Here is a 13,153-nt window from a genome sequence, read left to right as displayed (position 1 = left end):
ACGAGCGTTCGCGCGTAAAGGAGGGCCATGCGGTCACCGATTCCTGACTACCTGACCGAAGTGCTCGAGGACTTCGCGTCGGACACCTCCGGGGCGCCGGCGGCGTACATTCCCGAGTTGGCGACAGCGGATCCGGACCGCCTCGGCGCGGCGTTCGCCATGGTGGACGGCGCGGTCTACGGCGCCGGTGACGTCGATGTCGAGTTCACGATCCAGTCGATCTCCAAGCCCTTCACGTACGCGCTGGCCCTGGCTGATCGAGGCTTCGACACCGTGCTGGCCAAAGTCGGTGTCGAACCGTCGGGGGAGGCGTTCAACGAGCTCTCCCTCGAAGGCGGTTCGGGTCGACCACTCAATCCAATGATCAACGCCGGCGCGATCACCGCGTACTCGCTGGCCGGCCGCGAAGCACTGGACCCAGAAGAGCGGTTGGAGCATGTGGTCAGCGGACTTTCGGCGTTTGCGGGACGCCGACTCGCCATCGATGAATCGGTGTGCGCGTCGGAGATGGAGCATGCGCACCGCAACCTCGCCATCGCCCACATGCTCCGCAGCTACAACATCCTCACCGAAGATCCAGCCGTCGTTGTCGACGGCTACATCCATCAGTGCTCGCTGCTCGTCACCGCCCGCGATCTGGCCGTGATGGCTGCGACTCTGGCCAACCATGGGGTCAATCCGCTCACGGGGGAGCGCGTGGTGACCGAGCCCGTGGTTCGTCAGGTATTGAGTGTGATGTCCACCTGCGGAATGTATGACGCCGCCGGTGACTGGGCGACCCAGGTGGGCATCCCGGCGAAGAGCGGTGTGGCCGGAGGCCTGATCGGCGCCCTTCCCGGTCAGATCGGGATCGCCACGTTCTCACCGCGACTGGATGCCCACGGGAACAGTGTTCGCGGAGTGTCGTTGTTCGGACGGTTCTCCTCCGACATGGGTCTGCATGTGATGGAGGTTCCGGCCGCTGCCCGTTCGGTCGTGCGATCCAACTCAGTGGACAACGCCGGACCGGACGTGATCCGAGTCGTCCAGTTGCAAGGCGGGATCCGCTTCGCCGGTGTGGAGAAGGTGATTCGAGAGGTCGTGGACACCGCGCCGACAGAAGCTCGGGTGGCGCTGGACCTCACGATGGTCTATTCGATCGACGATGTCGCCCGGCGCATGCTGCTGGAGGTCGTCCGTCGACTCACTCTCGATGGTCACGATGTCTATCTGGTCGACCCGGAGTCTGTTCTGCCGGAACCCGATCCGGGCGACGGCGGCCGAGTCACCGTGGTGAGACAGGTCGGCGGAGATCTGGGTTCGTCGTGAGTCCACGCTTCGTCGAACTGGATTGGTCGCAGACCCCCATGGGTGTCATCAGCCTACGCAGGCGGACCGAGCCGTCGCTGAACGTGGATGTGTACGAGGCGAAGCTCGATGACGAGTTCTTGATGTCGAGTCTGTTCACGGTGGCCGAGGTGGAGCTCGCTCGCCTCGGTCTCGCCGCAGCAGCCGATTCCGACCTCGACGTCGTCGTCGGAGGACTGGGACTCGGCTATACCGCGCAGACGGCGCTCGCGGATCCCCGCGTTCGTGCCCTCGTAGTGGTGGAGGCGCTTGCAGAGGTCATCGGCTGGCATCAACGGGGGCTCCTACCCGACACCGCCGAAATGGTGGCGGACCCTCGACTTCGCCTGCAGCAGGGCGACTTCTTCGCCATGACGGACAGCCCCGCCGGTTTCGATCCGGAGGCGCCGGGGCGCCGCTTCCACGCCGTCCTGCTCGACATCGACCACACGCCGCGACACGTCCTGCATCCGAGTCACCGCGCGTTCTACACGCCTGCCGGGCTCAAGAAGATCGTCGACCACCTGCATCCCGGCGGAGTCTTCGCGTTGTGGTCCGACGATCCCCCCGACTCGGAGTTCGAGACGGTCCTCGCCGGGGTCTTCGATCGATCCGAGGCATCCGTCGTTCGGTTCCCCAATCCGCTGACGGGCGGGTACTCGACCAACACGGTCTACGTCGCCCGTCGGCAGTGATTGTGGTCTAACGACCGACCGCGGATCAGAATCGTCATTCACTTAGACGGGGTCGTGCGATAGCGTCGTCACGACTGCCCTGTATTCCTGGCGATTGGACCGCTACATGACGGTGACCGGCGAATCTCCCACGATCGCGCTCGAGGATGTCGACTTCAACCGTCGGGACCAGCCCGATCGGCCGCTGCGACCCATCCCGCCCGGCCGTGACCACTTCGCCGCTCAATGGCGGCACATGCGCGAATTCATCTTCGGTGACTGGATCGACATCGACAAAGAGGTCGAACCGAACGAGATCACCCGCCTGCGGGACGATTACTTCTGGCAGGCCGACGAGCACATGATCGGCGCGGTGGACGCGTTCGAACGCCTCGGTCCCGAGCGTGGCCGGGCGCTGTTCGAACAGGCGCTGACCCAGGGCATCGACACGCTCGAGGACCCCCCGCGCGAGTACGTCGAACTCTTCGAACATCTAGACGGGCTGCCCGGCCAGTTCGATCTCGTCGCCGCCGAACGGGGCCGGATGCTGGCGATGTCCAGTACGCGGGCGTCGACCACCATCATCCAGGGCTGGGCGTTCTACGAGACCGCGATGACCGGCGACATCTCCGCCGCCACCGGTTCCACCGGCCGGTTCGCCGACGACGGTCCGCGCCGCTTCATCGAAACCGCGCGAGTGTTCGCGCAGTTCACGCTGCCCGACATCTTCGACCGGCAGTCCGAGGCGTTTCAGGACGTGGTGCGGGTGCGGTTCATGCATGCGGTGGTCAGCCGCGGACTACGGCGCAAATGGGGCGACGACCTCTATCTCAAGTTCGGGGAACCCATTCCCGTGACGTCGCTGCTCGGTTTCGGCAGCGGGATGCTGCTCGGCCGCCTCGTCGACCATGCATTCGGGCGCAGGCTCACCAAGCAGGAGCTCGACGATCTCGCCGAATACTCGTCGTATTCCGGGCGGTTGTGGGGTGCGCCCGAACGTCTGCGCTCCGCCGACGGCGTCGAGTTGATCAAATCGCTGAACTACGTTCTGGCCAGGGGCGGCAACCCGTCGCCGTGGCGCGCCGAGTTGGTCGACGCCATTGCGGGCCCCGCGCACATCGCGACCCTGACGGAGACCCTTCCCGACTGGGCCAGGAAGCTGGTGGCGCGCTACGCCAACCAGATCACGGCCACCATCGCGCTCGCCCCCGCCGGCGTGGTGTTCGGATACCAGCAGATCGAGGCGATGATCGCCGGCACGCTGTTCGAGCCGCTGGGCTACGACTTCCGGCGCCGGGTGCAGATGTTCGAGAACTTCACCCGACTCAACGTCGGCCTCGTGAGGGTCGCCGACATGCTGCCGTGGTCCAATCCCGTTCAAGTGCGCAGGAACGAGACCGGGGCGCCGGCGCGCGAGCGGATCGCCATGCTGGACAAAATCGCCCGCGGCCGGCAGATCCCGCTGACCTTCACCCACCACGACCATTCGGCCAAGGGGGAGACGTTCACCGGCTGAACCGACGTCAGGGATGCAGGTTCCACTGGCCGACGTCTTGGGCCAGCACGTCGTTGACGTCGACTTCGTAGCCGCCCACCAGCGGGCCGGGGTTCGACTTCGTGGCCACGATGCGCTGGTAGAGAGCGGCATTGGGGTGTATCCGGTTGCCGGACCAGGCCTTGGTCTGCCACGCCCACACGCGTCCCGGGGTACGGGAGTTCCCGATCACGCCGGCGACGGCAGCCCAGTGGCACACGTCGATGCCGCCGTAGACACCGGTGCGCTGCACGCCGAGCACCGAGTTGATCCCGCGGAACCACGGCAGCGCGACGTTCTTCCACGTCTCCTCGCTGATGTCCTCGTCGATCGAGAAGTAGATCGGCGCACTCCGTCCGCCGCCGGCTGCCGTGTGTATCTGCCAGGCGGTCCGGGCGTCGGCGACACCACCGGCGTAACCGCGGGTGAAATCCGACGGGGCACTGCCGCCGGGCTTTCCGTACTGGTAGTTGCTGACGATGACCAGCCCAGCCCGGGTCAGTGACTCGGCGTAGGGCCGGGTGATCGGTTTGGCGCCGAAGTTGGTGCCCGGCCGCGACGTCGACACGTAGTTGACCACCCCGGCGTATCCCGCGGCGCGGATGTGTTCGGCCGGAATCTGGTGTGCGGCGAAGTCGATGAGCATGGGACCGGCGGCCGCCGCTGTCGGACTGCCCACTGCCGCCGCTGTTGCGCCGACCCCGGCCAGCGCCGATGCTGCGGCGGCGTAGCGCAGCGCGTCCCGGCGGGACACCATGGGCGACCGCCGGAGGCTGAAGTCTTGCGGCGAGCCTGGCACGGCCGGATGTTAACAATGGGACGGGAGTTGATCGTGACGCCTCGCCGGGGGATTGGGGCACGATAGGGCGAATGGACGTTCTGGTGGTCGGCGGCGGTCCCGCGGGGATGGCCCTGGCGGGGGCATGCGGCCGGCTGGGGCTCGAGACCGGATTGCTCGACCCGGCGCCAGAGCGGCCGTGGACCGCGACCTACGGCATGTGGAGCCGTGAGCTGCCCGTCGAACTGCCCGAGTCCGTGGTCGCGGCCCGCGCGGTGGGACGCGCGATCGCGCTGACGGAGCACGATCTGGGCTGGGAGTACGCCGTACTCGACGTGCCCACCCTGTTCGCGCACCTGACCGGTCGGCTGACCGCCGTGCGGGTACACACCGGTCGCGCCGTCGGTTCACCGCAACGCGGTGTGGTCACCCTCGCGGACGGATCTTCGCTGCGGGCCGCGGTCGTCGTGGACGCAGGCGGTTGGGCGCGACCGCTGGCCGGCGCGGGACCGGGGCATACGGCTGCGGCGCAGACTGCGTACGGCGTCGTGCTGGACGACGAGGCAGCCGCTCCGCTCACGTCCTCGGGGGAGGCGCTGTTCATGGACTGGCGCGCCGACCACGGTGAGACCGGGTGGCCGACGTTCCTCTACGTCGTGCCACTGGGCGGTGGTGAGGTGCTGGTGGAGGAGACGTCACTGGCGCGCCGGCCCGGACTGTCGCTGACGACGTTGCGCCGGCGTCTGCACGCCCGGCTCGCGCACCACGGGATCATTCCGCCCGACGGCGTTCGCACGGAGCGGGTCTCGTTTCCGGTGGACCATCCGCGCCACCGCGGTTACGGCGTTCTCGGGTTCGGGGCGGCCGCGCCGTTGATCCACCCCGCGACCGGATTCAGCCTCGCCGCGTCCCTCGGATTGGCCCCACGGGTGGCCGCGGCGATCGCCGAGCACCTGCCACGGGACCCGGCGCGGGCGCTGACGGCAGCTCAAGACACCGTGTGGCCGGTCTCGGCGAAAATCGTCCACCGCCTTCGGCGTATCGGGCTGGAAGCGCTGCTGCGGATGCCGCCGCAGGAGGTGCCGGGCTTCTTCGAGCAGTTCTTCGCTCTCCCGGAAGTGCACCGCTGGACCTACCTCACCGGGCGGGATGACCTCGGCGGTCACATCGCCGCGATGAACCACCTGTTCGCTGCGTCGAACGGCCGGTTGCGACGCCGCCTCGTCGCGTCGGCGTTCGTTCGGCCGGTGCGTACGAACGATGCGTGACGTGGCGGTGATGCCATCGATCTGCGCAACGGCTACGCGGTGCGCGCGCTCCACTCCGCCGTACGTTCGGGCGTCGCCTCGGCGAGCGCCTTCCGCGCGTCGTCCGCGTCGAAGTCTTTGCCGTACACCGGGGTTCCGGGTTGCTGGCGCCACGACTCCGAGATCGGACCTGCGTCGACGGGGTCGAACCCGAGCTGATCGACGAGGGCGTGTACCAGGTCGCGGCCCGGTCCCGCCTCACCGGCGATCGGAAGCGCGATGCGACCCGGAGTGCCGCTCGGCGTCCCGCGCTCGAGCAGGTGCTTCCAGAAGATGCCGTTGAACACCTTGTACACCGGTGCGCCGATCTGCTCCGAGACCCAGGCACTCTCCGGTTGGCCGTCCTCGATCGGGGCGATCTCGCCGTCGCGCTGCTGTGGGTAGTAGTTGTTGGTCTCGATCACCGGGGCGCCGGGCCGACGCGCGTCGACGATGCCGCCGGCCAGATCCGGGACATTCTTCTGCGGAATGCTGATGATCACGAGGTCGGCGTCGGCGGCAGCGTCCTTCGCCCATACGGGCGTGGCTCCGGTCTCGGCGGCGAGGTCGGCCAGGGTCTCGGGGGCGCGGGAATTGGCCACGGCGACGTCGTGTCCGAGTTGCCGAAGTCGGCGTACCAACGTGCCACCGATGTGTCCTGCGCCGATGATTCCGATCTTCATGTTGCCGCCTCCGTGTCGTCGCTCCGCCTACCTGCGGGCCAACACCGGTTGTGCGACGGCTATTCCGGCTGCAGCCGCCGGTTCCACCAGCCCGGTTGCCGCTGCGCCTGGACGCGCAGCCGCCGGAACTCGATGGCCTGCAGCCTGAGCAGGAGGGGGACGCCGACCAGGGTCACCAGTGCGCCACGGGCGCCTGCGCGGCCGTGCTCGAACAGGCCGGCGACGGCGGCCACCCCGGATACACAGAGGATCCCGTTGTAGGGCGCCACCACCGCGCCGCGCATACCTTCGCATTCGGTCAGGTAGGGCACGCCCCCGATCCACCGCTTCGGCCAGTAGATGAAGTGCGCGATCACCGCCGTCAGATACACCCCGTTGAGAAGCCCGAAAATGCCGTCCCACGAACGGTTCCGACGACCGGCGGCCGAGTAGGCCGCGGCCGTGCCCGTCGCCCACCCCGCAGCGGCGACCACCGGTCCCGTCCGCGACGCGAACGGCATCGCGACCCCGGCGGCCAGTTCATAGAACAGGTGAGCGCCGTTGGCGACGGTAGCGAGCCGGGTCCACCGCCGCGGACCTCCCGACGAACGCATCCCCGGGGTCCCGTCAGAGGATGGACGCCGCGACGATGAGCCCCAACCCGAAGTGCGCAGCCACCACCACCAGCACCTCCGGCGTGTAGCGTTCGGCGGCCAGCACGGCACCGACGTCGATGCCGGTGATCAGCTCGACGACGCGCACCGAAACCGCTTGGGCGACAATACCGAGCAGCCCGAAGACGACCGTTCGGATCAGCCCGTCGAGCAGGTCGCCGGACGAGGCGAAGATCGCGAGCACCACGACCAGCGACAGGGATACCAGGCCCGATGCGGCGATCGCCGCCGCGTTGGGGCGTCGCGCCTGCACGAGCGTCCGCAGGGGTCCCGGCGTCGTCCAATCGAGCACGAAGAATCCGAGCACGATCAGCGCGAGGCCGACGATGGCATACAGCGCGATCGCGGCCACACCGTGACCGAGGACGGACCAGTAATCGTCTTGCAAAGCAAGGGTCGTCATGGGGCGGGGGAGTTCCTCTCGGTCACGACATCGGAATGCGGTGGGGTACGAAGGCGGCGCCGTCGTCGGTGACGAGCCCGGAGGTCTCGCGGATGCCGAGTCCGGCGGACTCGTCCCCGACGATCCACGCCCCGAGCGCCGGGCGCATGTCGTCGAACTGCGGCAGCGGATCGAACAGCTGGTAGACGAATCCCTCCTCGCCGTAGACGCCGCCGGTCTGCGTCTCGTGCCCGTCGGCGACGATCGTGACGTTCGCGCCCTCGCGGCCCAGTTTCGGCTTGCGGACGAAGTCGACCAGCTCGTGCGGATCGTCGACGTACGCCGGCAACAGGTTCGGGTGGCCGGGGTGCATCTCCCACAGCACCGCCAGGATCGCCTTGTTGCTCAGCAGCGTCTTCCACATCGGCTCGACCCACATCGTCTGCGGAAGCGATTCGACTGCGCGACGGCCGAAGTCGTCGTCGATGAGCCACTCCCAGGGGTACAGCTTGAAGATGGAGGCGATGGGAGCCTCCTCGAGGTCGACGAACCGGTCCAGGTCCTCGTCCCAACCGATCTCCTCGATCGGCAGGCCCACGGTGTGCAGCCCCGCCTCCGCGGCGCACTCCTGGATGTAGGCCAGCGTGACGTTGTCCTCACCGGTCGGGTCGGCCGACGACCACGTGAAGTGGGTTTCGGAGCCGGGCAGCAGGTGCCGGATCTCCGCCCACCGGGCGACCAGCCGTTCGTGCAGCGAATTCCACTGATCGTCGGCGGGGAAGACCGCAGTCTTCCAGTGCCACTGCAGGATCGCCGCCTCGAGCAGCGACGTCGGGGTATCGGCGTTGTACTCCAACAGGACTGGCGGGCGACTGCCGTCGTAGCGTAGGTCGAAGCGGCCGTAGAGGTGCGGATCGCCGCGGCGCCAGGACTTCTCGATGTGTTCCCAGGACCACTCGGGCAGCCCGAAGTCCCGATAGCGCTCGGTGAGTATGACGTGTTCGACCGCGTCCAGGCACATCGAGTGCAGCACCTCGACCGATGCCTCGATCGACAGCACCTCGTCCATGTCGAAGACGTAGTGCACGGATTCGTCCCAGTAGGGCCGCTCCGCTCCGGTGGCGTCGCGTGCCGGGGTGCCGAAGCACATGCCCTGCTCGCCGACGATGCGTTGCCACCCGGCGCGCGGAGCGTGGCGTTCCCGTCTCATCTCAGCTGCCCGAGCCGCTCTGGCTGCTCGAACCGAAGCCACCGCGAGTGATCGAACCGGAGTCGGCGCCGCCGCGGGTGATGGTCTGTCCGGCCGACGTCCTGCCGGTAGCGCCTCTCGGCAGTTCGAGGGTGCCGCCGCGCGCGGTGGTGCCGACACCGCCGTTGTTACCGCCGTAGTAGTACCGGTAGGGCGTCCCGGCGAAGATGAAGAGGCCGCCGACTCCGGCGCTGCCGGTCGAACAGTACTGCTCGGGGACCACCTCGTTGGTGCCGTCCCGGACACAGGTCGCGGACACCTCGTCGTCGTCGTTGAGAACGTGATAGCCGAGTGCGACGACGCCGACGAGCCCCACCACCGCGACCGACCCCATCATGGCCTTGCGTCGCGACGCCGCTCGAGCCTCCTGTCGGCGCGCCTGCTCCTCGGCGAAGAGTGCGGCGGCCTCGCGGGCCTTTCGCGCCTTGTCGCGTTGACGGGCCTCGGCCACGGTCGGCTGGCGCGGGCGGGCGGTGGCAGCGTCCTGCCAGCGGATCGTCCCGGACGGGCGGTCACCCGGTGCCGGCTCGTTCGCGGCCGGTAGCCCGTCCCGGTCGTTGTTCGTCTCGTCGTCGCGCACGTGCCCTACCCCCGCTTTCGTGGCCCTCCCGCTCAGCGGATCAAGCCCCCAGCATAGAGATGGCGCGCAGGGCCGCCGGGCGGCGTGTTAGATCGCGCCGCCCGGGAACATCGTCTTGACGGCGCGCGTAAGGGTTTCGCGTGCCTCGGAGGCGTCGCTGGGTCCCACCGAGCTGATGGCCATCACGTAGCGGCGGTCGGGCCCGATCGCGGCGGTGGACACGTGCAGCTGGTTGGCGCCGTTCCAGCAGCAGAACCAGCCCTGTTTGACCGCCACCGGCTCGGCACCCAGCCCGTCGGGGATGCCAAACCGCTGCGGATAACCGTCGGCGCCCGTCGGCGTGGACTGTGCGAGGTTGCCGATGATGACGTCGGCCCGGTCGGCCGGGAGCCCGCCGGTACCGTCCAGCAGCATGGCGTAGTAGCGCACGAGGTCCGCTGCGGTGCTGAGCGTGACGTCCCAATGCCCGTTCGGGGGCGCGGTCGTACCGGTCAGCCCGTACCGGGCGACGATGCGGTCGACGATGGCGGTCCCACCGCTGCGCTCCCAGAACTGCTCCGCCGCGCCGTCATCGGAGGCGCGCAGCATGCGGTCGAGTGCGGCGTGGTCGGCCGGAGACAGTTCCGTCGTGCCCTCCGCTTCCTGCAGCAGCAGGTCGTCGGCGATGAACAGCTTCACCACGGACGCGATCGGGAAAGGCGTGGTGACCCCGTTGGACACGACCTGGCCGGTGGTGCGGTCCAACACCACGGTCTCGATCTCGGCGCCGGATTCCGCGGCGTCGGCGGTCGCCTGACGGACGCGGGCGTCGAGCCCGTCGAATGCCGTCGGTGCGGGTGGGGCGGCCGGCGGCGCCGGGACGGGAGCCTGGGGCGCGACGGTGGGCGGCGCGCCCCAGACCTGTGGTGCGCAACCGGTGATGAGCAGTGCCGCACAGACGATCGCGAACCGCCGTAACCGCATGGATCTCCTCGCGAACAGATGGGAAGAGGGCAGCGGGGCAACGCCGCACCCGCAGTTATTACCGTAATCGCCTTGCTTAAGCGATGCCCGGGGGGCGCAGGCCGGGGGCCTGATTCCCTCGTGGCGGCACAGTAGCCGCGGCGCGCCTGGATGGTCCGCGACCAGCTAAAACCGACGGACCAACCAACCGCAGCGAAGCCGGTCCGGGCGATATAACGTCGACCCGTGCGGGCAAGCGGTGCCGCCGGGAACGGCGGCGCGGTCGAGCTGATCGGGCGTCGTGAGGAAGTCGCGGTGCTCGACGGGTTGGTCGCTGCGCTGAACGCCGGAGAGAGTCGCGCGTTGGTGCTCCGCGGTGACGCAGGCGCTGGTAAGACCGCACTGTTGGAACATCTCGCGGCATCGGCGGTCGACTGCCGCGTCGTTCGGACCGCCGGGGTCCAGGCCGAAATGGAATTGGCCTTCGCAGGCCTGCACCAATTGTGCCTGCCGCTTATGGAGCACGAGGGCCGATTGCCTGAACCGCAGCGGGTGGCGTTGAGCACCGCGCTCGGCATGAGCACCGGACCCGCACCGGACCGCTTCCTCGTCGGTCTCGCGGTGTTGAACCTCCTGTCGCATGCCGCCGAGGAGCGGCCACTGCTGTGTCTGGCCGACGACGAACAGTGGCTGGACCGGGCTTCGGCGCAGGTCCTTGCGTTCGTGGCACGCCGGTTGGGGGCGGAGTCCGTGGGTCTGGTGTTCGCCGCGCGGGTTCCCACCGAAGCGTTCACCGGATTGCCCGCCCTCGTGATCCGCGGCTTGCGCGGTATCGATGCGCGGGTGCTACTCGAAACGGCGTTGGCCGGGCCGATCGACACCCGGGTCCGCGACCAGATCGTCGCCGAGACCCGCGGTAATCCGTTGGCTCTGCTGGAGCTTCCCCGAGCGCTGAGCGCCGAAGAACTCGCGGGCGGTTTCGGAGTGCCCGAGGCGGTCCGTCTGCCGGCTGACGTGGAGTCCACTTTTCGGGCCCGGATCGACACGCTGCCCGAGGACACCAGGCGGCTGCTGACGATCGCCGCCGCGGAGCCTACGGGCGATGTCGCGCTGATGTGGCGCGCGGCAACCGAATTGGGCATCGACAGCGAGGCTGCGGCGCCTGCCGTCGAGGCTGAGTTGGCGACGTTCGCCAGTCGCGTGCGGTTCCGGCATCCGCTGGTGCGGTCGGCGGCCTATCACTCTGCGACGCTCGCGCAGCGGCGCGAAGCGCACCGCGCGCTCGCGATGGCCACCGACGCCCAGACCGACCCCGATCGACGAGCCTGGCATCGGGCGCATGCCGCTTCCGGACCCGACGACACCGTCGCCGCCGACTTGGAGAGTTCGGCCGCGCGGGCACAGGTCCGCGGCGGCGTCGGGGCAGCGGCGGCATTCCTGGAACGGGCGGCGACGCTCACGGTGTCCCCGGCGCAACGCGCCGATCGCGCCCTGGCCGCGGCGTCGGCCAAGATCGAGGCCGGTGCGTTCGACACGGCGACGGACCTTCTCGCGATGGCCGAAGGCGGGCCGCTCACCCGCCTACAGCAGGCCGGTGCCGATTTGGCCCGCGGGCGGATCGCGTTCCTCTCCAGCCGGGGCAGTGACGCGCCGCCGTTGTTGTTGAAGGCGGCCACACAACTGGAATTCATCGACCCCGCGCTCTCGCGGACGACGTACATGGACGCTTTCACGGCCACCATGTTCGCCGGCCGCCTCGCCGCGGGGGGAAGTGCCCTCGAGATCGCCCGCGCCGCCGCGACCGCGCCGCGGCCGACGGGTCGGCCGGAGATGGCCGACCTGTTGCTCGACTGGCTGGTCACGCACTTCATCGACGGGTATGCCGCTGCTCTGCCACGACTTCGACTCGCGCTCAACGCCTTCGACGACCTGTCACCCGAGGAGCAGCGCAGGTGGGTGTGGTGCGCATTCGTCGCCGCGACCCGGTCCTGGGACGACGACGGGTGGTACCGCCTCTCCGAACGCCACGTCGAACTGGTCCGGGGCGCCGGCGCGCTGAGCCACGTGCCGCTGGCGTTGAACTCGCGCGCATGCACGTTGCTCGTGCACGGGGATCTCAAAGGCGCCGCAGCCCTGATCGAGGAATTGCAGAGCGCCACAGACGCGACGGGCACCAGGATCGCGCCCTACGCCGCACTCGGCCTTGCGGCGATGCGCGGTGAGCACGACGTGGTGGCGGCGCTGGCCGCGACCACGACGGCGGAAGTCACCGCACGGGGCGAGGGAAACGGCCTCACGTTCACCTCGTGGGCGAAAGCCGTGCTGCACAACGGGTGCGGTGATTACCACTCAGCGCTCGCCGCGGCCAGACATGCGACCGAGGACCTCTCGGAGTTGAGTTCCGCGAGCTGGGCCCTGCCGGAGCTCATCGAGGCCGCGGTGCGTAGCGGCGCCTTGTCGGAGGCAACCGACACGCTGCACCGGCTCAGTCACATCACCAGCTCCAGCGGCACCGACTGGGCACTCGGCCTCGAAAAGCGGTCACGGGCCATCGTCGCCGTGGGTGATGGGGCCGAGCGCTGTTACCGCGAAGCGATCGAGCACCTCAGTCGCACCCGGGTGCGGGCCGAACTGGCCCGCGCGCACCTGGTGTACGGGGAATGGTTGCGCCGGGAACGCCGCCGCGGCGAGGCCCGCGCCGAACTGCGCACCGCTCATGAGATGTTCACCGACATGGGCATGGGCGCGTTCGCCGAGCGGTCCCGGCGCGAACTGGCCGCCGTCGGCGACACCCCGCGCAAGACCGATTCGCCGGTGGCCGATCAGCAACTCACCGCGCAGGAGGCCCAGGTGGCGCGCCTGGCCAGGGACGGATTGTCGAACCCGGAAATCGGCGCCCGGCTGTTCATCAGCGCTCGCACCGTGCAGTACCACCTCGGCAAGGTGTTCACGAAGTTGGGAATCACCTCGCGCGGCCAGCTCGACCGCGTACTGCCCTGAGTCATGACTGGCGCATCGCACTGGCCAGTGGCGGATACGCGCGCAGTGCCCAGAGGGGGATGCTTG

12 protein-coding genes are annotated in these 13,153 nt (G+C 68.9%); 5 read left to right on the top strand and 7 right to left on the bottom strand.

Annotated features, from left to right (window positions below; genetic code table 11):
* Positions 1–27 precede the first annotated feature (27 nt).
* The 3 genes from A5757_RS02530 to A5757_RS02520 all read left to right on the top strand — a co-directional run bounded on the left by A5757_RS02530 (position 28) and on the right by A5757_RS02520 (position 3,516).
* Positions 28–1,308, top strand: coding sequence for a glutaminase (locus A5757_RS02530; RefSeq protein WP_066828385.1), 1,281 nt, complete (start codon positions 28–30; stop codon positions 1,306–1,308).
* A gap of 38 nt (positions 1,309–1,346) precedes the next feature.
* Positions 1,347–2,021 carry a spermidine synthase gene (locus tag A5757_RS02525; RefSeq protein WP_231983864.1) on the top strand — a complete coding sequence of 225 codons (675 nt, stop codon included), beginning with the start codon at positions 1,347–1,349 and terminating at the stop codon, positions 2,019–2,021.
* Positions 2,022–2,127: 106 nt separating this feature from the next.
* The gene (locus A5757_RS02520) at positions 2,128–3,516 is read left to right on the top strand and encodes an oxygenase MpaB family protein (protein ID WP_066828406.1); all 1,389 of its coding nucleotides are present in this window, start codon (positions 2,128–2,130) and stop codon (positions 3,514–3,516) included.
* Positions 3,517–3,523: 7 nt separating this feature from the next.
* Here A5757_RS02520 and A5757_RS02515 read toward each other — a convergent pair whose 3' ends face one another.
* A complete protein-coding gene (locus A5757_RS02515) occupies positions 3,524–4,291 on the bottom strand; it encodes a DUF1906 domain-containing protein (protein WP_066828383.1) in 768 nt (255 codons plus the stop codon).
* Between the two features lie 113 nt (positions 4,292–4,404).
* Between A5757_RS02515 and A5757_RS02510 the strand changes: the two genes are divergently transcribed.
* Positions 4,405–5,580 carry a lycopene cyclase family protein gene (locus A5757_RS02510; protein ID WP_066828382.1) on the top strand — a complete coding sequence of 392 codons (1,176 nt, stop codon included), beginning with the start codon at positions 4,405–4,407 and terminating at the stop codon, positions 5,578–5,580.
* Positions 5,581–5,612: 32 nt separating this feature from the next.
* Here A5757_RS02510 and A5757_RS02505 read toward each other — a convergent pair whose 3' ends face one another.
* The 6 genes from A5757_RS02505 to A5757_RS02480 all read right to left on the bottom strand — a co-directional run bounded on the left by A5757_RS02505 (position 5,613) and on the right by A5757_RS02480 (position 10,108).
* The gene (locus A5757_RS02505) at positions 5,613–6,281 is read right to left on the bottom strand and encodes an NADPH-dependent F420 reductase (RefSeq protein ID WP_066828381.1); all 669 of its coding nucleotides are present in this window, start codon (positions 6,279–6,281) and stop codon (positions 5,613–5,615) included.
* Positions 6,282–6,340: 59 nt separating this feature from the next.
* Positions 6,341–6,874: a hypothetical protein gene (locus A5757_RS02500; RefSeq protein ID WP_066828380.1), complete on the bottom strand. Its 534-nt coding sequence runs from the start codon at positions 6,872–6,874 to the stop codon at positions 6,341–6,343.
* A 13-nt stretch (positions 6,875–6,887) separates the two neighbouring features.
* Positions 6,888–7,337, bottom strand: coding sequence for a DUF350 domain-containing protein (locus A5757_RS02495; protein ID WP_066828379.1), 450 nt, complete (start codon positions 7,335–7,337; stop codon positions 6,888–6,890).
* Positions 7,338–7,359: 22 nt separating this feature from the next.
* Complete coding sequence (locus A5757_RS02490; protein WP_066828378.1) at positions 7,360–8,526, bottom strand: glutathionylspermidine synthase family protein; 1,167 nt, start codon at positions 8,524–8,526, stop codon at positions 7,360–7,362.
* A 1-nt stretch (position 8,527) separates the two neighbouring features.
* Positions 8,528–9,061 (bottom strand): hypothetical protein, encoded by a 534-nt coding sequence (locus A5757_RS02485; protein WP_066828405.1) that lies wholly within the window; start codon positions 9,059–9,061, stop codon positions 8,528–8,530.
* A gap of 171 nt (positions 9,062–9,232) precedes the next feature.
* Positions 9,233–10,108, bottom strand: a complete 876-nt coding sequence (locus A5757_RS02480) for a serine hydrolase (protein WP_066828377.1) — start codon at positions 10,106–10,108, stop codon at positions 9,233–9,235.
* A 225-nt stretch (positions 10,109–10,333) separates the two neighbouring features.
* On the opposite strand from A5757_RS02480, the gene A5757_RS02475 reads away from it, so the two are divergent.
* Positions 10,334–13,087, top strand: a complete 2,754-nt coding sequence (locus A5757_RS02475) for an AAA family ATPase (protein WP_231983862.1) — start codon at positions 10,334–10,336, stop codon at positions 13,085–13,087.
* Positions 13,088–13,153 lie beyond the last annotated feature (66 nt).

Origin of the sequence: Mycobacterium sp. 852013-51886_SCH5428379, assembly GCF_001665575.1 — a bacterium.
In the GTDB taxonomy this organism is placed as follows: domain Bacteria; phylum Actinomycetota; class Actinomycetes; order Mycobacteriales; family Mycobacteriaceae; genus Mycobacterium.
The sequence above is the reverse complement of the archived record's forward strand: the minus strand, read 5'-3'. Positions and strand labels throughout refer to the sequence as shown.